Consider the following 25,638-nt stretch of genomic DNA (forward strand, 5'->3'; position numbering starts at 1 on the left):
GCATGGCAGGGCCTTGGGTGTGAGGGATCTTGGAGAATTTCCATCATCACCCAAGGCCCGCCTCTCATTCATCACCGACACACTGGGTGCAGAGACCCTGCTACGCACTCTGAAACCGGAAGAGCCGACAAAGGACGCCGTCCCCAGCGCATAGATGAGACGTCCCCGGCAATTGCATAAATACCTGAGAGGATTCCTGCAATCGGATCGAAGCCGCACGATAATATCTTTGGTCGGTTGAGACTATTACGTGCTCGAGTAAAGCAACGACACCTTCTCGACGGCAATCGTCTTACCCATGCATACCGTTTAACCGCACAACTCTATAACCATTCGATTAGCTTGACACAGTACCGCCCACGCTCAGCGACGAGCGAACCGCTCGAACGCGAAACCCCCTGAGGAGACCGTCAATGACCCTCGGATCCACTGGCCAGATCGCCGCCCCCGACCGAAGCACCGGATCGGGACCCTACCCCCGGCTCATCCTCCGCGATGCCATGCTCATCGACGGAACCGGAGCCGCCCCCTACGGGCCGGCAGACATCCTCATCGAAGATGACAGGATCACCGGAATCTGGGAACCGAACGGAGCGAGCAGCCTCACCGAACGTCCCTCGACCGACGGCGCAAAAGTCATGGACCTCGACGGCGCGTACGTCATGCCCGGGCTCATCGACTCCCACGCCCACATTGGCAAACCCGAGCAGGCACCGAACGCCGACTACGTCTACAAGCTCTGGCTCGGCCACGGCGTGACGACCGTCCGCGAACTCGGAGCCTTCAACGGCCTCAACTGGACCATGGACGAAGCCCACCGCGCCGAAGCCAACGAGATCGCCGCCCCGCGCCTGCACATCTACCCCGCCCTGCGTGCCGGGACCCTCGACGGGCCCACCCCGGTTACCGCCGACGAGGCGACCGCATGGGTCAACGAGGTCGCCGACCGCGGAGCGAACGGCGTGAAGTTCTTCGGCACCTCCCCCACCGTGTTCGGGGCCGCCGTCGAAGCAGCACGGGCACGCGGACTGCGCACCGCCTGCCACCACGACCAACGCCGGGCCGCGCAGGTCAATGCGCTGACCTCGGCGAGGTGGGGACTGAACAGCATCGAACACTGGTACGGCATCCCCGAAGCGATGTTCCGCGACCGCACCCTCCAGCACGTGCCCACCGACTACAATCACAACAGCGAACCCCAGCGCTTCAGCCAAGGCGCCCACCTGTGGCTGCAGACCGCCGAACGCAGCAGCGGCGCCTGGCAGGAGACACTTAACGAACTCCACGAACTCGGCACCGCACTGAGCCCGACATTCAACATCTACATCGGGTCCCGCGATGCCGCCCGCGTACGCACCTCCGAATGGCACTCCGAGTTCACCTCCCCCACGTTGTGGGAGTTCTTCCAGCCCTCTGCCGACAAACACGGCTCCTACATGGGCGACTGGACGAGCGAAGACGAGATCGCGTGGCGCCACGCCTACGTCAAATGGATGTCCTTCGTCAACGACTTTAAGAACCTCGGCGGCCTGGTCACGGCCGGTTCGGATTCGGGCTTCATCTACAAGGTCTTCGGCTTCGGACTCATCGAAGAACTCGAGCTCCTCCTCGAAGCAGGCTTCCACCCCCTCGAAGTCGTACGCGCCGCCACGCTGAACAGCGCCCAGCTTCTCGGCATCGACGACGAACTCGGCTCCGTGGAACCCGGCAAGATCGCCGACCTGCTCATCGTCAAGGACAACCCACTGAGCAACTTCAAGGTCCTCTACGGCCACGGTCACCTGCGCGCCGAGGAGTCCGGCCTCAACCGCGTCGGCGGAGTCGACTTCACCCTGCGCTCCGGCATCGTCTATGACGCCCGCGAACTACGCAACGACGTAAAGACCATGGTCGCCGAGGAGAAGTCCGCCCAGAACTGACCGCCATAGCTCGACCCCGGCCGGACTCATGTCCGGCCGGGGTCGACGTCTTCAGAGGCGAGGTCCTCAGTGGCCGGCAGCATCCTGAGTCTGTCGCTAATCTGCTGCCGCCAGGATGTAGGCACGCACATGTGCCTGCAGCACGGTGAGCGGAACGCTGCCCATCCCGAGGACCGTGTCGTGAAAGTCCCTGATCAAGAAGTCCTCGCCCAGCGTGTCCTCAGCCTCCTGCCGCAGCTGCTGAATCGTCAGCTGCCCGAGGTAGTAGGCCGTGGCCTGACCCGGCCAAGAGATGTACCGGTCGATCTCCGTGACGATCTCATGTTCGGCGATCGCCGTATTGGACCGCAGGAAGTCCTGGGCCTGCTCCCGGCTCCATCCGAGCGCATGCATGCCCGGATCGACGACGAGGCGCACGGCCCGCCACATCTGGAACGACAGCATTCCCATGCGTTCGAACGGTGTCTCATACATTCCCATCTCATCGCCGAGCCGCTCAGTGTAGAGACCCCAGCCCTCGCCGAAGGCTGAGATGTAGAGCCGCCGGAAGTCCTTCAGCTCGAGTTCCTCGGCCAGCGAGATCTGGAACGAATGGCCCGGCGCGGATTCGTGCAGGGTCAGCGACGGCAGCGAATACAGCGGTCGCGCCGGCAGATTGTACGTATTGAGCAGGAACCGGTCGGGGGCACCGCGGCCGAACGTATCGAACTTCGCGATCTCCGCCGGTGTCTCCATGATCGCGAATCGCTGCTGCGGCAGCCGTCCGAAGTACTGGTGGACGACCCGGTCGAAGGCTTTGCACGTGTACGCGGCCTCGGCGAGCAGCTGACGCTTCGTCGTCGCATAGAACTGCGGGCTCGTGCGCATGAACTCGAACAGGCCCGGCAGGTCACCGGGATAGCCGAGCTCGGCAGCGACGTCGTCCATCTCCTCCCGGATCTTCTTCACTTCGACCTGTCCGATGTCGAAGATCTGCTGCGGGCTGAGGTCCGTCGTCGAATACTCCCTGATCTGCGACCGATAGAACTCGAGGCCGCCCGGCTGGTCCACCGCGGCGATCGACTCCGGCAGGTTCGGCAGGTACTCCGTTGTCAGGAACTCGAGCAGCTTCCGGTAGGCGGGAACGACCTCGGCCGAGAGGACCCGCGCGGCCGCCTCGTGGAATTCGGTGCGAACATGCTCGGGTACGACCGCCGGCATCCGGCTGAAGGGACCGAAGAACGAAAGTTCGGTGACGTCCTCGGCCTCGGCGATGACCCGCACCGGTTCCTCCCGCCCGCTCATACACACGCGTGCCGGACCGAACCCGCGCGCCACCCCGGCCCGCATATTCTCGATCTGTTGGTCGAAGTACCGGGGGATGTTGGCCAGCATGCGCAGATACGCTCTTGCCGACTCCGCATCCTCGAGCACCAGGCGATAGGCGTCGAAGGCCATCGAGCGCCAGAACGCGGAATCCGCCGTCGCCGGACGCTCCCACATGCGGTTGCGCTGCGCCTCGACGAGGGTGCTCAGCTGCTGGTGGTAGACGTCGAAGTCGACCTTCTCGTCAGCACTGAGGTCAGCGGTTCTGAGCGCATCGAGCTCGCCGAGGGTCTTCTCCCACATCTGCAAACGACGCAGCTGCGCCTCCTCAGAGACATCGGGCAGGAAGTCGACGAGGGAGGCTCTTTGCGACAACGGCCCGAGTTCGGCCTCCCTCCACGACCATTCGGCGTCGATGATCTCGGCAAGCCGTCTGCTCGTCGCTGAGACCTCGGCACGGTCGTCGTGACGATCATGGTGTTCGGACACGTGAGCACTCCTGTTCTCGATCGTGATCGATTCGGTGTCGTGCGGCCCGTCGTCGGGCCGCACAGATGGCTCAGAAGGGATTGTTCGACGCGGGTCTGTCCCCGGCACCTGAGGCCCACGCGATGAAGTCGTCGATGTCGCGCAGCTGATCGACCCGGACCTGCTGGTCGACGTACATCATGTGCCCGGCCGGATAGTAGCGGCGGACGATCTGGTCATGAGACTCATCGGAGATCCGCAGATGCGCCAAGACGTGCTCCGAGGCGGCGAACGGTGTCGCCGAATCGTGATACCCGAAGCCTACGTAGACCTTGAGATGCGGGTTCATCCGCATCGCGAATGCGAGATCCTCGGAGGTGTTGACCGTGGAGTTCTCAAACTCCTTGTACGACCAGGGCTGAACCCGGGCCGTGAGGACCTCGTAGGTGAGGTCCGATTCGTAGCCGAGCTCGGCTCGCAGCAGGTGATTGATCCCCACCGTGTACGGGTATTGGATCGCCGGATACGACGGGTCGTCGCCGAGCACCTCGGAGGCGACCTTGCCCGGATGCGCGGTGAACCGGGAGTCCAAACGACCGATCCGCAGCCGCTGGTCGCGCAGCAGTTCGGTGAAGAAGGTGAACTCGTCGATGCGCAGATCGGCCAGCGCCACGAACTCCTCATCGATGCCGATGAGCTCGGCCAGTCGCTCGCCGACCCGAGCGCGCTCGGAGTCGGCGAGCCGGTGCCCGCGCTCGAGCGCCCGGCTGAAGTCCCCATAGGCGAAGTCCGTGGCCTCGGCGACGACGTCCTCGAGCTCCCGTCCGGGGTGTTTGCCGTGGTAGTGCGCGATGGCTGCGAACGTCGGCAGATAGTGGATATAAGGTGCCTCGTTACCCTCCGTGAAGTCGATCGTAGCGAAGTCGAGGACGGCCGAGATGAGGAGGATCCCGTTGAACGCGATGCCGTGCCGCTTTGCCAGGTGTCCGGCCAGAGCCGCGGCCCGCGTGGTTCCGTAAGACTCCCCGGCGAGGAACTTCGGTGAGATCCATCGATTGTTCCGCGTCAGCCACAGCCGGATCGCCTCGCCGACGACGTCTCGGTCGCCGGTGAACCCGTGGAAGTCCTCGGGCTTCTCCCCCTCCGCGGTGCGGGAGTAGCCCGTGGTCACCGGGTCGATGAAGACGAGATCGGCATGGGCCAGCGTGGTCTCTAGGTTATCGACGAGGCCATAGGGCGGAGGGGTACGATCGTTGACGTCGTTGGCCACGACCCGGCGGGGACCGAAGAGCCCGATGTGCATCCACGCCGATGACGATCCCGGGCCGCCGTTGAAGACGAAGACGACCGGCCGCCCGGAGTCCTGGCCCTCCTCGGTGTCTTCGGCGATGGCTGTGTAGGAGGTGAGGAAGATCTGCGCCTTCGGTTTGAGCCCGGCGAAGACCCCGTCCTCGACGACTTCGGAGCCGATGACTATCCGGCCCGTCTGAGCCCGGTACTTGAGCACCCCGGTGGGCAGTTCGAGATCGTGGTCGGTGGTGACGAAGTCGTCGACCGGGTGCGGTGGGTTCGTCGGCTGTGGCTGATCCTGTGCGTCGGACATGGTGGGTTGAGGTCCTTCCCTATGAGGAGATGGTGGAGAGTGGATGAGCGGTGGACGAACAGAGATCCATCGCCGAGGCGGATGTGCCGGTCAGGTGCGCCGTCCTGCGTCCCAGCGGGGCTCGATGCTCGGGACCGCCGAGAGCAGGGTCTTCGTGTACTCGTGCTGCGGATCATCGAAGATCTCATCGCGCGGACCCTGCTCGACGATCCGACCTTTCTGCATCACGGCGACCTTGTGGGCGATCTGTCGCACGACCGCCAGATCGTGGGCGATGAAGACATAGGAGATGTCGCGTTCACGCTGCAGATCGACGAGCAGTTCGAGCACCTGCGCCTGGACCGACACGTCGAGGGCCGAGACCGCCTCGTCGCAGATGACGAGCTTCGGCTCGACGATGAGAGCGCGAGCAATGCCGATGCGCTGGGCCTGCCCGCCGGAGAACTGGCGCGGATAGCGACCCGAGTGATCGGGGTTGAGCCCGACTCGCTCCATCGCCGCCTTGACCATGCGCCGGTAGCCGCCGGCGGCCTTGCGCTTCTGATAGCGCAAGGGGGCCGAGACGACCTCTTCGACGGTATGCCGCGGGTTGAGCGAGGAGTACGGGTCCTGGAAGACCACCTGCACCCCGCTGCGGAAGTCCCGCAGGGCCGCCCCCGAACGCTGCGTGATCTCCTCACCCTGGAACTCGATCGAGCCGGAGGTGGGGTCGATGAGACGGGCGATCATGCGGGCTGTGGTCGATTTGCCGGACCCGGATTCGCCGACGATACCCAGCGTCTGGCGCCGGTGGACGTCGAAGGACACGCCTTCGACCGCAGTGAAGACCTCCTTGCGGCCGGTGCGGAACTCCTTGATCAGGCCCGTCGCCGCCAGCAGCGGTGTGACGGTGTCGCTCATGCTCACTCACCTCCGTTCGTGAGGATGGGCTCGGGCAAGTCGACGGCATCGTCGAGGCGCGGGGTCGCGGCCAGCAGCGCTCGGGTGTAGTCGTTGCGCGGGTTCGAAAAGATCTGCTCCGCCGTGCCCTGTTCGACGGTCCGGCCGTAGCGCATCACCGTGACATGGTCGGAGATGTGACTGACGACGGCCAGGTCGTGGGTGATGAAGAGCATCGCCGCCTGTGTCATCTCCTGTACTTCGGTGAGCAGATCGAGGATCTGGGCCTGGACGGTGACGTCGAGGGCCGTGGTCGGTTCGTCGGCGATGATGAGGTCGGGTTCGCACACGAGCGCCATCGCGATCATCACGCGTTGGCGCATCCCCCCGGAGAACTGATGGGGGTAGTGTCTGACGCGGCCGACGGCATCGGGAATGCGGACGCGGTCCATCGCCTCGGCGGCCTTCGTCATCGCCGCCGCCTTTGTGCCTCCCTTGTGGGCACGGTAGGCCTCGGCGATCTGGAACCCGACCGTGTAGTAGGGGTTGAGCGAGGACAGCGGATCCTGGAAGATCATCGCGATCTGGTCACCACGGGTCCGCCGCATCGACGCATCGGAGCGGTGCAACAGCTCGTCGCCGTGGAAGCGGACCGACCCCGTCGTCATCGCCTCCTTCGGCAGCAGACCCATGATCGCCAGCGAGGTCATCGACTTGCCCGACCCTGATTCGCCGACCAGACCCATCGTCTGGCCACGGGCGATGTCGAACGAACTGCCGTCGACGACGACGCCGAGGGGGAATTCTATGCGCAGGTCACGCACGGACAGGACCGGTGTCTCAGTGGATTGTGCACTCATGAGCTACTCACTCTCACTCGGGGGTCGAGCAACCGGTAGAGCAGGTCGACCACGATGTTGGCGATGATCACGGCGAAGGCGGCCACGAGGGTCACACCCATGATCACGGGCTGATCGTTGACGGCGATCGCATCATAGGCATACCGCCCGACGCCGTTGAGACCGAAGACCGTCTCGGTGATGAGAGCACCGCCGAGCAGAGTGGCGAAGTCGACGCCGAGGAGCGTGACGATCGGTGTCAGCGAAGGCCGCAGTCCGTGGCGGATGAGGACGGCGCCGCGTCCCAGGCCCTTGGCCCGGGCCGTGCGCATGAAGTTCTCCCCCAAGGTGTCGATGACATTGGTGCGGGTCAGCCGGGCGTACATCGACGCGTACATCAGCGCCAGCACCATCCACGGCATGAGGTACGCCTGGAACCACTGCACAGGACTGTCGGTGAACGGCACCACTGTCGGGAACGGCAGCCATTGGAGTTGGACGACGAGCAGGTACTGCAGGACGAGGGCGACGAAGTAGTTCGGCAGGGAGATCCCGGCCAGGGCGAACATCATCGCTCCTTTGTCCCACCAGGTGCCTTCCTTGACGGCGCTGATCACACCGGCGGCCACCCCGGAGAGCAGCCACAGGACCGCAGCTCCGACGGCGATGGTCACCGAAACGGGCAGGCGGTCGATGATCCCTTGCAAAACGTCTTGGTTGGTCTGGAAGGAGTACCCGATGCACGGGGCATTGCAGTGAACCGCTGAGGCACCCGAACCGTAGTCGCGGCCGACGAAGATCGCGGCGAGGAAAGTGAAGAACTGGGTGAAGAACGGCTCGTTGAGTCCCAACTGATATCTGATCGCCTCGATCCTCTCCGGAGTGCAGGTCTGCCCACAGATGCTGGCGGCCGGGTCCGGAGAGAGTTGGAAGAAGATGACGAAGGTGAAGAAGACGACGAGCAACATGATGATGAGCGCCGCGAACAGTCGTTTGACGAGATAGAGGGCCATCAGAGTCCTCCCGCCCAGATCTTCTGCAGGTTGTCCCCGAGCACGGTGAACGACAGCACAGTGAGAAAGAGGAACATGCCTGGAATCGCGAAGAACATCGGATCACTGGAGTACCAGGTCACCGCCGAAGCGATCATCTGCCCCCACGAAGGATCGGGTGGAGTGATGCCCACACCAAGGAAGGACAACCCCGCCTCGGTGGCGATGAACGTCGGCACCGCCAGGGTCGCCATGACCACGATGGTGCCGGAGAGATTCGGCAGCACCTCGCGGAAGACCAGGGGAACCCAACCCGCGCCGGAGGTCTTGGCCGCCTCGACGAATTCCCGGTTCTTCAGCGACAGTGTCTGTCCGCGGATTACGCGAGCAGTGGCCGGCCACGAGAAGAGACTGAGGACAAGGACGAGCAGGAGCGGACGATTGCCCTGCGGCAGGGCAGAGAGGATGGCAATCATGAAGATGAGAGCCGGGAAAGCCATGAGGAAGTCCATGACCCGCGAGATCGCGGCGTCGACGAATCCGCCGAGGAAGCCGGCGATGACCCCCATGACTACACCGATGATCATGGTGATGGCGGTGGCGCCGATGCCGATGAGCATCGAGACGCGTGCTCCGTAGGCGATGCGGGCGAAGATGTCACGGCCGTTCTGTGGTTCGACGCCCATCCAGTGGTCGGCGCTGATGCCACCGAGTGGGCCGCGCGGCAGGCCGCCGAGGGCCGGGTCGACGGCTCCTTCGTCGAATTCGTAGGGGCTGTAGCCGGAGAGTTGGGTGATGAGCGGGGCGAAGATCGCCAGGAGGACGATGAAGACGAGGAACCCCAGAGACAGGATCACCGAGGGTTTGCCAAGAATCCTCTTCAGGGCTCCCGCCCCGGGGGAGAAATCCTCCCCCGGGTCGGGCCGACCGAACTCCTCGACCTGGTTGGAAAGCGAGGCAGTCACGAATGAACTATCCTTCCGGGTTGAGAAGACCCAGCTGCGAGTAGTCGATGTATCCGGTCTTGGACGGGTTGGCGAAGGCACCGCCAACGTTGGAGCCGACGAGCTGGAGCGGACGCGGACGGACCAGGGGCACGACCGGTGCGAGGTCGAGGACCTGTTCGTTGATCTTCGCGTAGGCGGCGGTCTTGTCATCGAGATCGGGCATGACGGCCGCCTCGGCGAGGGACTTGTTCAGTGCCGGATCATCGATCTGGGACTGGTTGAGGTTGCCGGTCTCCGTGATCCGCTCACCGTCGAACAGGGGCCCCAGAAGCGGTTCACCGGAGAACCAGCCGTTGGAGCACCAGCCGGTGATCGCCAGTTCGTTCTGCTGGCTCGGGGTGGCCAGGACCTCGTAGAACTTCGCCTGGTCGATGACATTGAGTTTGACCTCGATGCCGGCCTTCTTCAACGACTGCTGCACCGCCTCGGCCTGCGCCTCCCACATCGGCAGCGCGCGCACGTCCATGGTCAGCTTGAGATTCTCTGCCCCGGCTTCTTTGAGCATGGCCTTGGCCTTCTCCGGATCGCCGGTGTTTCCTTCGGTGGCGTACGGGTCAGTGTCGTCGTAGTCCGGCACGCTGGGCAGCAGCAGGTTCGGTGCAACATCGGCCAGCTGCGGACCGCCGCTGGCATTGATCACGCTCGACTTGTCGACGGCCCAGTTGATGGCCTGACGGACATCCTTGTCCCCCAACGGCTCCTTGGTGTTGTTCATGACCATGAAGTAGTTACAGGAGGGCATGGACTGCACCGTGCGCTCCGAGAGCTTGGGATCCTGCGTGATCTTCGCGAGGTTGGCCGCGACGACCGGGTTGGTCGAGGACGAGACTGCATTGGCATCGTCACCCTGCCCGGACATCATCCGCTGATCGATCGTGTTCTGGTCGAGGCTCACTGTGAACTTAAAACCGTCGGGATAGGCCGGACGGATGTCATCGGTCTCGGCGTTCCAGTTCTCATTGCGGACCAGGGTCAGCGACTCGCCGCGCTTGTACTCGTCGACTTTGTAGGGGCCCGACGAGATCGGGTCCTTCTGGATCTGGTCGACCTTGGTCACCTTGTCCTTCGGGAACGGGGCCCCTGGTGCGGTGGCAACGACGTTCGGGAAGTCCGCCATCGGCTCATTCGTCTCGATGGTGATCGTCCGATCATCAACGACCTTGATCGAGTCGAGGCCATCGGGGTCTTCGAAGATACCTTCGTAATCTTTGGCACCCTTGACGTAGTTCTGCAGGTAGTCGAGGCCGATGGCCAGCGACGGGTCGAAGGCATGCTCGAAGCCGAACTTCACGTCTTCCGCAGTGATCGGCGATCCGTCCTCAAAGGTGACGCCTTCTTTGAGTTTGAACGTCCACTCAGTCGAATCCTCGTTCGACGTTCCGGTGTCCTCGGCGAGATCGCCGACGAGTTCGAGCTCCCCGGAATCTCGGTTGTACTTGTACTGGGTGAGGTTGCGGTAGAGGAGGTTGTAGAGATTGAGGACATTGCCGTCGCTGCCCATTGCCGGGTCCAGGTGGGAGAAGTCGACTCCGCCCAGCACTTCGACGACGCCGCCTTTCTGAGGATCACCGGTGTACGAGGCGAAGCCCGTCTCATCATCGACGACAGATTGAGCATCACCTTCTTTTCCTGAATCCCCCTTCCCACAGGCACTGACAAGCATCGTGGCGGCAGCGGCAATCGCAACCATCGATAAAGCTCGCTTCTTCATGAAAAGTCTCCTTCGACTGTTCCGTCATGATGAGTGGCTCAGAGCACGCAGGCCACCGCACAAGTGCATCTGCAGTATCCGTTGCACGGTTGCGCTTTCGTGACTTGTCAACAAGAGCCGACTCAGTAGACACGTCTGCGGCGCCCGAAATGAAGTGCGCGTGATCTTCACCACACCTCGTATACAATCAGATCGCAACGTTCATTGCAATAGGAGACACATAGTGAAAATCATCGCGACATGGCTCGAACACCTCATGTCTCAGCGCAGACTCTCCCCCGGAACGAGATCTGTACTCAAGGCCATCGCCAACGACCCCGAGATGGCGTCGTACTGCAGTGCGGCAGCTCTCGCCGAAGTGGCCGGGGTGAACGTCGCCACCGTTGTCAGAGCCGCACAGGCCATTGACTTCACAGGCTGGTCGGAACTGTCAACGGAGATCAGAAACCGATTCCTGTCCTCATTGGATGCCGACAAACATTTTGTTCGCAACACCGAGGCCGGCAGGGGGCAGCCCGGGACGTCGATCGGCAAGGACATCGAATTGCTCGGTCTCCTTGCCGAGTCTCTATCCGAAGAATCGGTGACCACAATCGCAACAATGATCGCAGAAGCACCGACAACGACGATCCTCGCCACAGGCGCCTATGTGGCTCCGGGAGCCATCCTGGCGCACAACGCCCAGGGCCTGGGCTACAACGTCTCACTCAGCGACGGTGCAGCGACGCACATGATCAACGATGTCCGCAGGCTCAAACCCGGTGACTGCCTCATCACCTTCTCGATCTGGAAGACGAGTGCGAGCATCCTGCCATTGTGCGACATCGCCAAGGAACGAGGCGTCCAACTCATCGTCATCGCCGACCAGCACTCTCAGCTGGCCGAGCTCGCCGATCAGCTCATCCTGGTCCCGTCCGAAGGCCTCGGCCCAATGGCCTCGGTGACGTGCGCGGTCAGCGTCGCACAATGCATCGTCGGGGCAATCGCCAACGTAGACACCGCGCGATCCGCAGCGATGCTCGAAGAGCTCCAGTCCATGTGGTCCCGAACTCAGGCGGTGATCAGCGACTGACACTCCCTTTTAGTTGATCAGAGCGGCCGGACACCGGCGTCTGACTGTGCCTCAGGTGTTCCAGATGCCTACTTATCAGCCGACTGGATTGATCCAATTTTCAGTATTCGTTCCGCTGTTTCCGCAAAGGTCACCCGGTGTACGAAGACACCGAATACACCTTGACTGCTCCAGTCTCATTACCCTTCAATAGCAGGTGCGCTGCGTACCAACTGCCTTCATCGTCCGGGTCGATCGTCTCGCCTGGTCCTTTGAGCCCACAGATGACGTCGCCGGCTTCGATGGAATCGGTCCCGAAGCCGCCGATTCCCTCCATCAGGCCGACACCATTGCTCATGGTGTAGTCTCCGTATTCCTCGTCCACTACTCCGATGAGTTCGCAGGTATCCACTTCGGTCCCGTCCTGGAGAGCCAGTTCTCGATAGGTCATCGGTGGATTCGCTGACGCATCCCCGATGATTGTGTCCAAGTCCCGCATCACCGCATCAGTAGCCATCGCACCGGCAGTGGCATCGTCGCCTTTCGCGGCCGCATCGACGAACTTCTGAACCTCTTCGACTTCCGGGACCCGGACGGTCGCTCCGTCGGCGGTGAACAGCACATCCTGAGGTTCGTAACCTCCCTTGGTCCACGCGAAACGCAACTCTGCTTCCGCCGTGCGTTCTGCGGCGTTGTAATCCTCGTTCCCGAAGACGGCGATATTGTTCACCGTCGCTGTCATATAGGGCCCGGTCATATCGACCGCAGAGACGATGCTCCGGTTGAAGTCGGCAAGCTTTTGGACGTCCGAATCCGCACTCCAGGGTTCGATCGAGGTGACAAGGTCGAGCTTCTGGTCATAGATACCGACCGAATCCGTCACCCAGTTCCCACCCGGATAGCAGACGAAGTCGATCGCGACCATCGGCTTCGGTGCGGCCAACGATGTTGTCACGTCATTGATGGCAATCGATTCGCCGTACTCTCCTTCTGCGGCCTTTCCGTCCGAGAAATCCTGTTTCGCTCCCTCGGCCATAGTTAAGTCTGCACAGGCAGGAGGGACCTCCAGCTTCGCGTTCCGGATGTCGTCCTCCGACGGAAGCTTCGGTGCGGGCAGCGCCGAAATGCTCTCATCGAATCCCTTATCAGCCGTCACTGATTCGTCTTTCGCCGAATCAGTGAAGTCGAAGGAACTCACTGCGCCCTCATGCTGGATCCGCAGCTGACTGCCGGTGACCGCGAACCCGTCGGTCGGCGCAGACACTGCCCACAGCTGGTCACCGCTCGAGAGGTCGAGACCTTTGACCCCGTCCGAGGTTCCGATGATGAGAACACCGTCGACGACCGCCCACGACGGGGTGACGCGTTTGTCTCCGAGTCCGGTCACCTCGGCGGCGGAGGGTTCGAGGTCCTGCGTCAACAGAACGCTGTCGGAATCGACGGCGGCAAGAGTCTGACCATTGGAGACCACCCACGGTCCGGTCTCCCCCGCCTGTGCACCGGCGATCATCGAGGCATGAGCTTCAGGATCGAGGCTCAGACCATCATAGGTCTGATCGTCCGGCCCGGTCACTGTTCCTTCATCATCGACGTCGAGAGGAACCCTCGACGATGCGGGATCGGGGTCGACATCGGCCTTGCTCTCAGCTGTCGTCATCGACCCGTCGCTGAGTGCGACCGCTCGGTCCCCGCACTGGACAACCTCGCCGGAGACTCGGCATGCGGTGGGGGTACCCGCCAGCTTCTTCTCGTCATCGGAGATGTCTTCGGTGGAGTCCGGGTCGAGGGCTTCGTCGAGTGGCTCGGTCTCGCCGGTGTCGATGTCCTGGTGCGGGATCGAGACCGTCCAAGCGGGCTGATCATCGTCGCCCACTCGGGTGAGAATCGATGTGGTCGAGCCGATGAACCGCAGGATTTCTGGGGAGGTCTTACCCGCGTCGGCGGTCAGCGGGGCGCCGTTGAGATGCATATCCTGGCCTAATCCGCTGAAGTCCATGACATCGGACTGGCTGGGAGTCTGAGCGTAGTCGGGCTCCGGGACACCGAATGGGTTGTACCGGGAGAAGAAGGCGAAGGAAGCTCCGGCGATGAGCGCCACGGCCGCGACTGCGGCAACGCCGAGCAGGACGGGTCTGGATTTCGATTTCTTCGCCGCACCCTGTTCGGGCGGGGGCAGCTGTGATTCACGAGAATATGGGTGGTCGCTCATACTCAGAGAATCTAGCAGGAGTCCGTGACGCGACTACGTTACATGTAGTGCAAGTCTGGAATATTGTCAGATCGCAATTGTCATCGACGATTTCAAGGAGCCCACGTCATCATCGACTCGATGACACTGCACTACCTGACATACCCACGAACTCCCGGATTTCAGGCAACTCCCGGCGCGATTGCGACAATCCCATCCGGTGAGCGGCAGCTAGACGTGACAGGTCGCGGGTGCTGTTGTCGACCGGCATGCGTTCGGGAGCAAACACATGCGCTTTCCCTTCTTCCTCGAGAGCAAAGATCTGTTCACGCGTCTCGTTGTACCGCTTCCACCGAGTCAACAAGGCGTCGGCCAGCGCCGGATACTTGCGGAAGATGCCGCGATAGACCGCGGGGAATCGCTGCGGTGCCTTCCTGTACGTTCGTTCCTGGGTGAGCACGATGACGAACTTCTCGAACCCCTCGCGCTGGGCCTGGCTCAACGCGATCCCGCCGTCCTCCCCCATCGCACCGTCGACGTAGACGTGACCATTCAAATGCACCGGAGGCATGAGGCCCGGCATCGTCGAGGAAGCACGGACTCGAACCATGAGGTCATCAATGTGTGGTGTGTCCTTCTTCGACCACACCACATCGTCACCGGACTCCGCGTTGAAGCCGATGATCCGCATATCGCCTGTACTCGACTGGAATGAATCCCAGTCGAACGGAAGCGCCTCATTCGGCCCGCCGGCTTTCTGGTAGATGTATTCCGCATTGAACATGCCTTGACCGCGCGCAAAATAGCGCAGTCCCCCGAACTGCTCGTCGGCTGCGAATTCGACGAACGACCGGCGAGCGCGCCACGCATCTCCGGACAGATAATTCACCGTGTTCGAAGCGCCTGCACTGATTCCGGCGACCCACTCGAATGACAGACCGGCCCCTAGTAAGGCGACAACCATGGCGCTGGTCAGCGAGGCTCGCATGCCACCACCTTCGAAGATCAGAGCAGTGTCTTCGATCCGCGTGGTCTCAGCCGTCGCCACCTGTCCAGCATTCGTCATAGTCGCCATCCTAGCGAAAATCGGCCAGCTGATTACTCATCGGTAATCCACGGCTCGGCTGAGAAGAATGCGATACCGGGCGTCATCCCCTCAGCCCGCGTTGTCCGCGTTCGTCCGACTGTCCTATAGTCAACACGTCGGCCTCACCCGCCGCAGAACGATTCGAGTCGAAGGAGACTTCATGCGCTACGTCGTCGGCATCACCATGGACAGACGCGGACGTGACGCGGTCTCGCTCGCCCTCACCCTGGCTCAGTCGACACTGTCGTCCCACCCCGTCGAACTCGACCTCGTCCATGTCGTCCGCGGATCCCCGCCGGAGCAGACAGCGTCGAAACCCGAACGGGAGTACCAGAAGTTCTGCCTCGGCGAGGCCGAGCAGTGCCTTTCCAAAACGCACGACCTCGTTCCGAAATCCATCCGCTCGACGACCTCGGTCCATTTCGCCGATTCCATGGCAGCGGGCCTCATCGACGTCGCCACCACACGTCCCTGCGATCTCATCGTCGTCGGCGCGGCCAGTCACGGCCCGCTGCGGCGCTTCACCGTCGGTTCCGTGGCCAATGCGCTCCTCCACGCCTCCCCCGTGCCGGTCGCTCTGGCCCCCTCCGGATACCTGCCGCCCAGCCGCCTCACCCGCCTCACCTGCGCCCTGGGCACTCGTCCCGGCGCCGAGGTCGCCCTCGGCGTCGCCGTCCAGTCCTCGGTCCGGCACGACGTGCCGTTGCGGCTGATCTCGCTCATCGGCCTCGACTCCAACACCGGAACCGAAGAGAGCGCCGAGGAGGCCCGTACACATGCGAAGAATCTGCTCCTGCGTGCCTCCCAGTCCGTCGACGACGCCACAGAGGTCATGGTCGATGTCGCCGAGGGCCGATCCATCGAAGCGGCCATCGACAAACTCACCTGGGATGACGGCGAAATCGTCCTCATCGGCTCCAGTCGGCTGGCCAGAAGCCGGTCCATCTTCCTCGGCACGACCGCGAACAAGATGTTGCGCAGTCTCCCCGTCCCGATGGTCGTCGTCCCCCGCTACCCTGCGCCCGACATCGCTCCCGACAAAGACCTCTCCGTCTGAGCTGCGACATCTATGACCTCCCACGACCACAACATCGCACCCGCACACGACTCCCCCGCCCGATCACCGATCGAGATCTCTCCGAATTCGAAGGAACCGCTCTACCGGCAGCTGCGCAGAGCGCTCGAACACCAGATCCTCTCTGGTGCCTACAGCCCGGAGGTGGCGCTCCCCTCGTCACGAGACCTGGCACATGAACTCGGGCTTTCGCGCAATACCGTCAACGCTGCCGTCCAGGAACTTGTCGCCACCGGACTCATCGAAGCCCGTCCGCGCAGCGGTCACTTCGTCAACAGCCGGCTGCTCGCCGAGCGCCGCCATGAGGAGGATGGATCCGAACCTGCCGCCGGGTCCATCGATTGGGAGCAGAAGATCAGGCCTGTCCGCGACATCCACCTGCCGGAGATCACGAAGACCAAGAACTGGCAGACCTACCCGTACCCATTCGTCGCTGGACAAGTGGACCCCGACGAGTTCCCCCGGCTCGCCTGGGCCAAGGCCCTGCGCACCGCTATGGAACCCGAGCATCTGCCGTTCTCGGTCCGCGATGCCATCGACGAGGATGATCCGCTGCTGGTCAAACTGCTGTGCCAGCGCGTTCTGCCGAGCCGGGGCATCCATGTCGATGCCGACAATGTGCTCATCACAGCAGGCTCCCAACAGGGCCTCGACCTCTTGGCACAGCTGCTCGTCGGGCCGGACACCACCGTCGGCGTCGAAGACCCCGGATACGTCGACGCCAAACATGCCTTCGCCCGCGTCGGCGGCCAACTGTTTCCCTTGAAGGTCGACGATCGTGGAATGATCCCGCCACCGAACGGACTCGACCTCGTCTACGTCACCCCCAGCCACCACAGTCCCACGAACGTCACTCTCGATTCCTCGCGTCGCACGCAGCTGCTGACCCATATGCGCGACTCGGACTCGCTCATCATCGAAGACGACTACGATTCTGAGTTCCGCTACCGCGGCAAACCCACTCCCGCACTCAAAGCCCTGCCCGGTTCCGAGCACGTGATCTATTTGGGCTCATTCTCCAAATTCCTCGCCCCGGGCCTGCGACTCGGTTACATCGTCGCGGAACCCGAACTCATCAGACGCATGCGCAGGCACAGACGCTATTCCATCCGCCACGTCCCCGGACACACCCAACGCGCCATGGCGCTGCTCATCGATTCCGGCCAATACCACCGCACGATTTCGCGTCGCCGCACCCAGCTGCGTAAGAAATGGGAGACGCTCGCTGCTGCGCTCGAGAAGCACCTGCCGTGGACCGTGCCTTTCCCCGCCGGAGGGGTCAGCGTGTGGATCGAAGCCCCTGCACATCTCGATGCGAGACTCCTCGCCGACGAATGCCTGCGCCGAGGCGTCGTGATCGAACGCGGTGATCCGTTCTTCCTCGCCCCCGGCTCCCACCGGAACAACTTCAGACTCGGCTTCGCGGCCATCGATCTCCGGTCCATCGAACCCGGTGTGCGACTCCTCGCCGAGGCGATCGACGCAACCCTCACCCACCACTGACCCTCCCCCGCCAACTGGCACCAAATAACTCGCAACGGACTGGGACTTCATTCGGAACCAGATCCCCACGAGAGTGATGTCAAGCACACCAACGAAGGAGTGCCGGAGTCGGGACGCCTCGACGTACCGACCCAGACAGTTCGAATGGAGGGTTCGCGTGACGATCTCGGATTATGCAAATCGTGCCCAGCAGCACCTTTTTCCCCACTTCACCACCGGCAAGGTGTGGAAAGACGCTGATCTCCCGATCATCGTCGAAGGCCACGGGAGCTACCTCACCGATGAGCGGGGCGACAAATACCTCGACGGGCTGGCCGGACTGTTCTGCGTGAACATCGGGCATGGCCGCCAGGACATCCCCACTGCCGCCTACGAGCAGATGAGCCGTCTGTCCTATTGGACCAACTGGGGTTCAGCCCACCCTGCCGCAGTGGATGCGGCGACCCGCATCGCCGGCCATGCCCCCGGCGACCTCGACACCGTCTTCTTCGTGAACTCGGGTTCTGAAGCAGTCGAATCCGCCGTCAAGTTCGCGCGCCAGTACCACCGGTCGCAGGGACAGCCCGAACGCACGAAGATCATCGCCCGAGACATGGCCTACCACGGCACCACCCTCGGAGCTCTCGCTGTCACAGGCATCCCCGCGTACAAGGAGCCCTTCGGCGAACTCATGCCCGGCGTCTTCCACGTGCCCAACACCCTCGGTGAAAAGGTTCCGGCAGGCGGCACTGCAGCTGATCTGCCCTCGATCCAGGCCATCAGAGAACTCATCGACAGGGAAGGCGGGGACACCTTCGCCGCACTCTTCGCCGAGCCCGTCCAGAACTCACGCGGAGCCCTCGTCCCGCCCGAGGGCTATTGGCAGGAGCTGCGGAAGATCTGCGACGAACACGGGATCCTCCTCGTCGCCGACGAAGTCATCACCGGATTCGGGCGTCTGGGCGAATGGTTCGGCTCGATCAAGTTCGACGTCGTCCCCGACCTCATCACCTTCGCCAAGGGCTCGACCTCGGGCTACCTCCCCCTCGGCGGAGTCATCATCCGCAAGCCCCTGGCCGAGGCGCTGCTCGACTCCCCCGGTGCCGGCGTCTTCACCCACGGTGCCACGTGGGGCGGCCATCCGGTCGCCACTGCTGTCGCCAGCGCCAACCTCTCCGCGCTGGAGACCGAGAACATTCCGGGCAACGTCCGCAGCCTCGAGCCGTATTTTCAGAACGGTCTGGACCGGATCGCCGATTCCTACCGGTGCATCAGGGAATACCGCGGCACCGGATTCTTCTACGCCATCGAGATGATGACCGACCGGGACACCGGGGCCGAGCTGACTCCCGAAGCCTCGAAGCAGGTGCTCACGGAAGTGATCCCGAGGTCGATGAAGGAAGTCGGACTGATCACCCGCCCGGACAACCGCGGGGCCACGATGCTCGTCCTCTCGCCGCCGCTGGTCGCCGACCAGACCGTCCTCGACGATCTGCTCGACAAGGTCGACCACGTCATGGGGGCCGTCGACAAGCACCTCGGCGTATCTGCTCTATCGGCTGCGGTCTGAGGGACGGACCATGGTGAAGACGCCGGCAGCGCGTGATCTTGAGCCCGTGACGATCGACCCGATGCTTCGCGATCGGATGCTCGGGCTGCTCGATCTCGGGTCTCGGCCGAGGATCATCCTCGCCGAGTCCCACGACGAGCGTGTCCTCCGCGCTGCCGGCGCCTTCGCCGAGGTGGGTGTTCAGCCCATTCTGATCGGCGACGGGAACGAGGTCAGGAACCGCGCGAGGAAACTGGGCATCACCGATGCCGACGGCTGGTCCGTCGACGACCCGGCAAGGCTCGCCGCCGGCCCGGCTGGGGAGAGAATCCGCAGCAGCGCAGAGAAGAAGCATCCCGAACTCGCCGAGCAGTGGCTGACCGATCCCGTGTTCCTCGCCGCCGCCGCCGTCAAGGAAGGACTGGCCGATGCGGCGGTCGCCGGCGCGGACAGGCCCACTGCCGATGTCATTCGGGCCGGGCTGTCGATAGTCGGGCTCGCCCCGGACTCGACTCTGCTCAGCTCCTCGTTCCTCATGCGCCTGCGCGACGGACGGTATCTGGGCTTCGGGGACTGCGCGGTCATCCCGGTCCCCGACGACGAGCAGCTCTCGGCGATCGCCATCGCCACAGCGAGAACCTTCGCTGCCATCACCGATCAGCATCCGTCCGTGGCGATGCTCTCATTCTCCACGGCCGGTTCGGCCCAACACTCCGACATCGATCGAGTCAGATTGGCCATCGAGCACATTCGCAGCCGCTGCCCCGAACTCGAAGTCGACGGCGAACTGCAGTTCGACGCAGCCATCGTCGAATCCGTGGCGAAGTCGAAGTGCCCCGAATCCGCAGTCGCCGGCCACGCGAACGTGCTCGTCTTCCCCAATCTCGCAGCCGGAAACATCGGTTACAAGATCGCCGAGCGCCTCGGCGGAGCTGCCGCTTTCGGCCCCCTCCTGCAGGGCCTCGCCGCCCCGATCAATGACTTGTCTCGCGGGGCGAGCGTCTCCGACATCGTCAACGTCGGTCTCATCACCTGCCTGCAGGCGCTCACGCCTGCGGCAGACGCCCAACAGCGAACCACATCCACTGCCCATACCTTCACAACGAAGTGACGAAAGTAAGGTGCCATGTCGAAATCAATAGAGAACCCACCCCAGAACGTCGCCTCCTCACCGACGGGGGCCGGGGACGGTCAGCAGCCGGAGAGGATGGCGAAGACGCTCAAGCCTCGCTGGGTCTTCGCCATCGCCCTGGGCTCGGCGGTCGGCTGGGGAGCATTCATCCTCCCCACCGACTGGCTGGCCATGGGCGGTCCCCTGGGCACACTCGCCGGATTCACCATCGGTGCCGGGCTCATGCTTGTCATCGCCGTCAGCTACGGCTTCCTCATCCGCACCTTCCCTGTCTCCGGCGGTGAGCTGGCCTATGCACTCATCGGCTACGGACGCGTGCATGCCTTCTTCGCCGGGTGGTTCCTCACACTCGGCTACGTCTGCATCGTCGCACTCAATGCCTCCGCCCTGGCCCTGCTGTTCCGCAAGATCATGCCCTCGGTCATCGAGCAGGGCTATCTCTACACGGTCGCCGGCTGGGACGTGTATCTGCCGGAGATCATCATCTCCGTGACAGCACTGGTCGTCTTCGCCGTCCTCAACATCCGCGGCACGGCCCTGTCGGGTCGTGTCCAGTACTGGGCCTGCGTTCTGATGATCATCGCGGTCGCTGCGATCATCGTCTCCGTGATCGCCAGTCCGACGACCCATTTCGGCAATATGTCTCCCGCGCTGCCCGACGGCGTCAGCCCAGTCGCGGCGATCATCGCGATCGTCGCCATCGCTCCCTGGGCATTCATCGGCTTCGACAATGTTCCGCAGGCGGCCGAGGAGTTCGACTTCTCGCCGTCCAAGGCGCTGCGCCTCATCGTCCTGGCCATCGTCACTGCGGCGGCCCTCTACATGGCGATGATCGTGTCCGTGTCGATGGCCGAACCGTGGCAGGCCCTGGCCAATTCGGGATCAGCCTGGGGCACCGCCGAAGCGGTCACCGGCGTCATCGGCGGCTCAGGCCTGCTGCTGCTCGCAATCGCCATCACCATGGGAGTGAGCACCGGCCTCAACGGCTTCTATGTCTCGGCCAGCCGTGTGCTCATGGCCATGGGACGTGCACAGATGATCCCGCCGATCTTCGCCCGCCTGCATTCGAAGCACAAGACCCCCTACGTCGGCATCATCGCGGTCCTCGTTGTCTGCCTCATCAGCCCTTGGTTCGGACGCGCGGCGCTGACGTGGGTCGTCGACATGTCCTCGATCGGTGTGACGATCGCCTACCTCTACACTTGTCTGTGCGCATTCCGGATTTTCCGCCCCACTCATGAGGCGCGGGATCCCAAGGCTCTGCCGGGAATGTACTCGACGACGAAGAAGGTGCTCTCCGGTGTGGGCGCGGTCATCGCGGTCATCTTCATGCTGCTCCTGCTCATCCCGGGGTCTCCCGGTGCGTTGGGACCGCAGTCGCTCATCGCCCTGGCCGTCTGGATCGTCATCGGAGTCGTGTTCTTCCTCTCCCGGATCCGGCACAACAGGAAACTCACCGATCATCAGGTCGATCGCCTCGTTTTCGGTGATGATCGCCCAGCCGTCACCCGGTTCAGCGAACGCGCTCAGCTGCGCCGCGAAGGACGCCTGTCCGCGGACGGCTGAGACGATTCCGGACTGCTCGGACAGCATAGCGGTCGGCCCGCTGCCAGTGATTCATGGCAGCGGGCCGACCGCTGTCGTCGGTTCGATCGCCGAGGTGGGTGTTCAGACCAGGAAACCCGCCGTCTCGTCCGGCTCGTGGTGGGCTCAGCGACTGAGGACGGTGCGGAGTCCGTCGACGATCTCCCTCACCGAGGCCCGGTCCCCCAGATATTCGGTATCGAGTTCGACGCTGGTGGGGTAGATGAGACCGGGGTCCGTGCCGATGCCGACGCCGAGGATGCCGAGGTCGCCAGCCCGTCGCAGACCGGCCACCGTCGTCTCGAGGTCCCGGGCGAGGTAGTCGTCATCGTTGGCGACGGCGGTGGCCGAGTCGGCGGGCAGCCCATCGCTGATGACGACCACGGCCGATTTCGCCGCCTGCTGACTGCGGAGTCTGTCGACCGCCCAGCGCAGAGCTTCGGCGTCGATGCCCTCTCGATATAGCGAGGTCTTGAGAAGCCCGCCGAGGTGGGTGCGTGTCCGCCGCCACGAGGACGCTCCGGACTTGATCACGAGGTGATGGAGTTCGTTGAGCCGCCCCGGCCGATCGGGCGAGCCGGCCTTCTTCCACTCGCTTCTCACGCGTCCGCCGTTCCACGCGTTGGTGGTGAACCCGAGGATCTCCGTGGTCACATCCAACCGGTCGAGGGCTGTGACGAGGACGTCGAGAAGTGCGCCGAGTCCGAGCGCATGAGGTTTCATCGACCCCGAGAGATCGAGCAGGAAAGTTACAGCGCAATCGGTCTCGGCCCGTTGCGAACGTCCGCGGAAGACGCGCGGGTCGCCAGGAGAGGTGATCAGCCGTGTCAGCCGGGAGGGGTCGAGGATCCCGTCCTCGGAATCGACGAGTTCATGAGCCTCATTGGCTGCCTCCACGACACCGTGCAGGCGGGAGACGACCGGCGCCAACGGCACCGACCGACGTGCCGTTTCGGCGGCGATGGCGGTCCGGCCGCTGCGCAGACTCTCCGCCCGGACCACCTCGGCGATGGTCGATTCACGGTCGAACCGCGTCGTCCACGCCCGGTAGCCGCGGGCGAGGTGGAGCTGCCCACCGGAGTCTTCCGGGACGGGAGCGAACAGGTCCTCGGCGATGTCGAAGACCAACGGCAGGCTCGGGGCGGCATGACGCTCGCGCGACCCGGACCGCGTGCGTTCTCGCTCTTCGACGGCGGCGATCCGGCCGGCGAGCGTGTGCGCGAGGTCGCGGGCCACTTCGGCGAAGGCCCGCTGATCGTGCCGGCTATCGCGCAGGGGAAGGAGGAAGGGCCCGAGATCGGGTGAGAGTTCGAACCGGGACTCTTCGACCAGGTCGGAGTCCTCCCGACCAATCGGCTCACGATTCACGACCGACCGGGTGACGACGATGAGCGTGTACAGAAGCATGCCGAGGTGGGTTTCGTGCAGACGGCTGCGCAGAAACTCGCTGCGCCAGTGCGCATGTCGCTGAGACAGGTTGCTGCGGACGCCTGCCTGTCGAGCCAGGGATTCGCACCGGAACTGTTCGAGGATCTCGACGATGAGGCGCTCTTCGCGCGCCGCGGGGAGCATCTGCCGGTGAAGTTCGGGATCGCTCCACTTTCGACGCATGGCCATGGCGTCCGTGGCTCCGCGCAGGGAGGGCAGCTCCGATCGGGCAGGGTCAGGGTAGAGATGGGGAGCGTTCATCGGCAGGAGACCGTTCGCATCGGCCGGTCGGTGCGCCCACAGGTCGACGCCAGCGTCCTGGCTCAGCGCCCTGAACACCGAGGCCAACCGCCGTTCGAGGTCGTGCTCCTCTCGGGCCGAACGCGGTAACGCCGACTGTTGACCGAGGTCTGTCATCAGCTTGCCGTCGCCGCATGGTCGAGGTCGAGCTCACCGCCGAAGCAGCGTTGGTAGTATTCCGCGACGAGTGGGTGCTCGGTCGAATCGCAGCGGTTGAGGAAGGAGAACCGGAACGCCAATTCGACATCACCGAAGATCACCGAGTTCTCCGCCCAGGAGATCACTGTGCGCGGTGACATGAGAGCAGAGACGTCGCCGGCGGCGAATCCGCTGCGCGTCAGCTGCGCCACGTCGATCATCGTCGCCACCGTCTCCTCGCCGAGCTTCGTCGCTGCCTCCGGCACCTGTCCGGAGACGACGAGGAGTTCTTCGGCCGGGTCGAGATAGTCCAGCGAGGCGATGATGTTCCACCGGTCGAGTTGAGCCTGGTTGAGCCGATTGACTCCGTGATAGAGGCCGTTGACATTGCCGAGGCCGACCGTGTTCGCCGTAGCGAAGAGCCGGAAGTGCGGATGCGGTCGAATGACCCGGTTCTGCTCGGTGAGGGTGAACAGGCCATCGCGTTCGAGCAGGCGCTGGATGATGAACATCACCTCTGGGCGGCCGGCGTCGTATTCGTCGAAGACCAGCGCCATCGGCCGCGTCAGCGCATAGGGGATGACACCTTCTTCGAAGGCAGTGCGGGGCTGTCCGTCCTCGATGACGACCTGATCCTTGCCTACGAGGTCGGACCGCGAGATCTGCCCGTCGAGGTTGACGCGCATAAGCGGCCAGTTGAGGCGGGCGGCGATCTGTTCGATGTGCGTGGACTTCCCTGTCCCGTGCAGTCCCTGCACAAGCACACGGGATCCGTGGGAGAATCCCGCGAGGATCGCTCGGGTCACCTCAGGGTCGAAGCGGTAGTTCTCATCGATGCGCGGGATCAGATCGCTGTCGTCCTCGAGCATCGGCACGGGCATGTCGGCATCGACGCCGAACAGTTCTTGCAGTGTTGAAACGTCGGCCATGAGCGCCGTCCTTTCCTGGTCGTGGTTCAGCCTGACTGTGGCAGCCGGTCGGCCGGCCGCGCTTCAGGCCGAGTTCTCGTCGGCGCGATCGATCTCATCGAGCACAGCCATGCGCTGAGCGGCTTCTCGGACCACCGGCAGGAGTTCGACGAGATCGTCGATCGACTTTCGGATCACGGGGGCCTGAACTGCCAGTGCCTGGTTGGACCGACCGATGTCGGTGGGGATGAGCACGGCAAGGCAGACGAGACCTTCGAGGTATTCCTGCCGATCAAGGGCATACCCAGAGCGTCGAGCCGCATCGAGCTCGGCCTCGAGCTCTGCCGGATCGGTGAGCGTGTGCGGCGTGAACTCCCTCAAGAGTGAACTGGTCAGCAGCCTGCGGCGCGGCGTCTCCCCGTACTGGGAGGCGATCATCTTCCCACTGGCCGAGGCATGGATCGGCACACGACTGCCGGCTTCGAGATGCACGCGCAGCGGGTGTGAGGTCTCGACGCGATCGAGGTAGATGACCTCGTCACCGGAGACTGCGGTGAGGTTGCAGCTCTCACCGACCTCCTCGGACAGCTGGGACAGGATCATCCGCCGCGCTCCCTGTCTCGAGTCATTGAGCAGAACGTCCTCAGCCATTCTCCGCAGTCTCGCTCCAGTGCCGTAATGGCGGCCGTCGCTGTGCCGAGTGAGCAGTCCCGCGCCCTCGAGCTGCTGGAGCATCCGGTGGAGGGTGGGTTTGGGCAGCCCTGTCTGCACGACGAGGGACTGAAGCGTGAAGATCTGGTCGCGGGTGGAGATGAACTCCAACAGCGACACCAGCCTCAGCGCCGGAGTCTCACCGGCGAGTGACACGCCTTCGTCGAACCCGGGCTCAGCCAGATCATCCATGGTCTCCTGCCTCTCCGGCCCGCTGTCGGCCTCGTCCCGAAAATCATTCCGTCTCGAATTATAGTACCAAACGAAATCTTTTCCGGAACT

19 protein-coding genes are annotated in these 25,638 nt (G+C 63.5%); 7 read left to right on the forward strand and 12 right to left on the reverse strand.

The window, feature by feature from the left end; all coding sequences use genetic code 11:
* Window positions 1–413: 413 nt before the first annotated feature.
* Window positions 414–1,919, forward strand: a complete 1,506-nt coding sequence (locus tag EB836_RS17180) for an amidohydrolase family protein (RefSeq protein WP_135542592.1) — start codon at window positions 414–416, stop codon at window positions 1,917–1,919.
* 96 nt (window positions 1,920–2,015) lie between these two features.
* On the opposite strand, the gene EB836_RS17185 is transcribed toward EB836_RS17180, so the two are convergent.
* From EB836_RS17185 to EB836_RS18560, 7 genes are all read right to left on the reverse strand, one after another.
* The gene (locus EB836_RS17185; RefSeq protein ID WP_205683407.1) at window positions 2,016–3,713 is read right to left on the reverse strand and encodes a DUF885 domain-containing protein; all 1,698 of its coding nucleotides are present in this window, start codon (window positions 3,711–3,713) and stop codon (window positions 2,016–2,018) included.
* Window positions 3,714–3,783: 70 nt separating this feature from the next.
* A complete protein-coding gene (locus EB836_RS17190) occupies window positions 3,784–5,295 on the reverse strand; it encodes a peptidase S10 (protein WP_135542594.1) in 1,512 nt (503 codons plus the stop codon).
* Between the two features lie 90 nt (window positions 5,296–5,385).
* Window positions 5,386–6,195, reverse strand: coding sequence for an ATP-binding cassette domain-containing protein (locus EB836_RS17195; RefSeq protein ID WP_135542596.1), 810 nt, complete (start codon window positions 6,193–6,195; stop codon window positions 5,386–5,388).
* A 2-nt stretch (window positions 6,196–6,197) separates the two neighbouring features.
* Window positions 6,198–7,034: an ABC transporter ATP-binding protein gene (locus EB836_RS17200; protein WP_135542598.1), complete on the reverse strand. Its 837-nt coding sequence runs from the start codon at window positions 7,032–7,034 to the stop codon at window positions 6,198–6,200.
* Window positions 7,031–8,026: an ABC transporter permease gene (locus EB836_RS17205; protein WP_135542600.1), complete on the reverse strand. Its 996-nt coding sequence runs from the start codon at window positions 8,024–8,026 to the stop codon at window positions 7,031–7,033. The genes EB836_RS17200 and EB836_RS17205 overlap by 4 nt, the downstream gene beginning before the upstream one ends.
* Window positions 8,026–8,970: an ABC transporter permease gene (locus tag EB836_RS17210; protein WP_240690131.1), complete on the reverse strand. Its 945-nt coding sequence runs from the start codon at window positions 8,968–8,970 to the stop codon at window positions 8,026–8,028. Before EB836_RS17210 ends, EB836_RS17205 begins: the two co-directional genes overlap by 1 nt.
* A 7-nt stretch (window positions 8,971–8,977) precedes the next feature.
* Window positions 8,978–10,723: an ABC transporter substrate-binding protein gene (locus EB836_RS18560; protein WP_135542604.1), complete on the reverse strand. Its 1,746-nt coding sequence runs from the start codon at window positions 10,721–10,723 to the stop codon at window positions 8,978–8,980.
* 223 nt (window positions 10,724–10,946) lie between these two features.
* Here EB836_RS18560 and EB836_RS17220 point away from each other — a divergent pair, with 223 nt between their 5' ends.
* Window positions 10,947–11,795 carry a MurR/RpiR family transcriptional regulator gene (locus tag EB836_RS17220; protein WP_135542606.1) on the forward strand — a complete coding sequence of 283 codons (849 nt, stop codon included), beginning with the start codon at window positions 10,947–10,949 and terminating at the stop codon, window positions 11,793–11,795.
* A gap of 130 nt (window positions 11,796–11,925) precedes the next feature.
* Here the strand turns inward: EB836_RS17220 and EB836_RS17225 are convergent, their stop codons facing one another.
* On the reverse strand, window positions 11,926–13,983 hold the full coding sequence (locus EB836_RS17225; RefSeq protein ID WP_135542608.1) for a hypothetical protein: 2,058 nt from the start codon (window positions 13,981–13,983) through the stop codon (window positions 11,926–11,928).
* Between the two features lie 109 nt (window positions 13,984–14,092).
* Window positions 14,093–15,028 carry a patatin family protein gene (locus EB836_RS17230; RefSeq protein ID WP_135542610.1) on the reverse strand — a complete coding sequence of 312 codons (936 nt, stop codon included), beginning with the start codon at window positions 15,026–15,028 and terminating at the stop codon, window positions 14,093–14,095.
* A gap of 181 nt (window positions 15,029–15,209) precedes the next feature.
* Between EB836_RS17230 and EB836_RS17235 the strand changes: the two genes are divergently transcribed.
* The 5 genes from EB836_RS17235 (at window position 15,210) to EB836_RS17255 (ending at window position 21,853) form a co-directional block, all read left to right on the forward strand.
* A complete protein-coding gene (locus EB836_RS17235) occupies window positions 15,210–16,106 on the forward strand; it encodes a universal stress protein (RefSeq protein ID WP_135542612.1) in 897 nt (298 codons plus the stop codon).
* Window positions 16,107–16,118: 12 nt separating this feature from the next.
* Window positions 16,119–17,627, forward strand: coding sequence for a PLP-dependent aminotransferase family protein (locus tag EB836_RS17240; RefSeq protein ID WP_135542614.1), 1,509 nt, complete (start codon window positions 16,119–16,121; stop codon window positions 17,625–17,627).
* Window positions 17,628–17,784: 157 nt separating this feature from the next.
* Complete coding sequence (locus EB836_RS17245) at window positions 17,785–19,176, forward strand: aspartate aminotransferase family protein (protein WP_240690133.1); 1,392 nt, start codon at window positions 17,785–17,787, stop codon at window positions 19,174–19,176.
* 10 nt (window positions 19,177–19,186) lie between these two features.
* Entirely contained in the window at window positions 19,187–20,266 is a 1,080-nt protein-coding gene (locus EB836_RS17250; protein ID WP_240690134.1) for a phosphotransacetylase, read from the forward strand.
* 15 nt (window positions 20,267–20,281) lie between these two features.
* A complete protein-coding gene (locus tag EB836_RS17255; protein WP_135542618.1) occupies window positions 20,282–21,853 on the forward strand; it encodes an APC family permease in 1,572 nt (523 codons plus the stop codon).
* A gap of 144 nt (window positions 21,854–21,997) precedes the next feature.
* Here the strand turns inward: EB836_RS17255 and EB836_RS17260 are convergent, their stop codons facing one another.
* The 3 genes from EB836_RS17260 to EB836_RS17270 all read right to left on the reverse strand — a co-directional run bounded on the left by EB836_RS17260 (window position 21,998) and on the right by EB836_RS17270 (window position 25,548).
* On the reverse strand, window positions 21,998–23,716 hold the full coding sequence (locus EB836_RS17260; RefSeq protein WP_135542620.1) for a cobalt chelatase: 1,719 nt from the start codon (window positions 23,714–23,716) through the stop codon (window positions 21,998–22,000).
* Window positions 23,716–24,666 carry an AAA family ATPase gene (locus EB836_RS17265; RefSeq protein ID WP_135542622.1) on the reverse strand — a complete coding sequence of 317 codons (951 nt, stop codon included), beginning with the start codon at window positions 24,664–24,666 and terminating at the stop codon, window positions 23,716–23,718. The genes EB836_RS17260 and EB836_RS17265 overlap by 1 nt, the downstream gene beginning before the upstream one ends.
* 63 nt (window positions 24,667–24,729) lie before the next feature.
* Window positions 24,730–25,548 (reverse strand): IclR family transcriptional regulator, encoded by an 819-nt coding sequence (locus tag EB836_RS17270; protein WP_135542624.1) that lies wholly within the window; start codon window positions 25,546–25,548, stop codon window positions 24,730–24,732.
* Window positions 25,549–25,638 lie beyond the last annotated feature (90 nt).

Source organism: Brevibacterium sp. S111, assembly GCF_004745075.1.
In the GTDB taxonomy this organism is placed as follows: Bacteria; Actinomycetota; Actinomycetes; order Actinomycetales; family Brevibacteriaceae; genus Brevibacterium.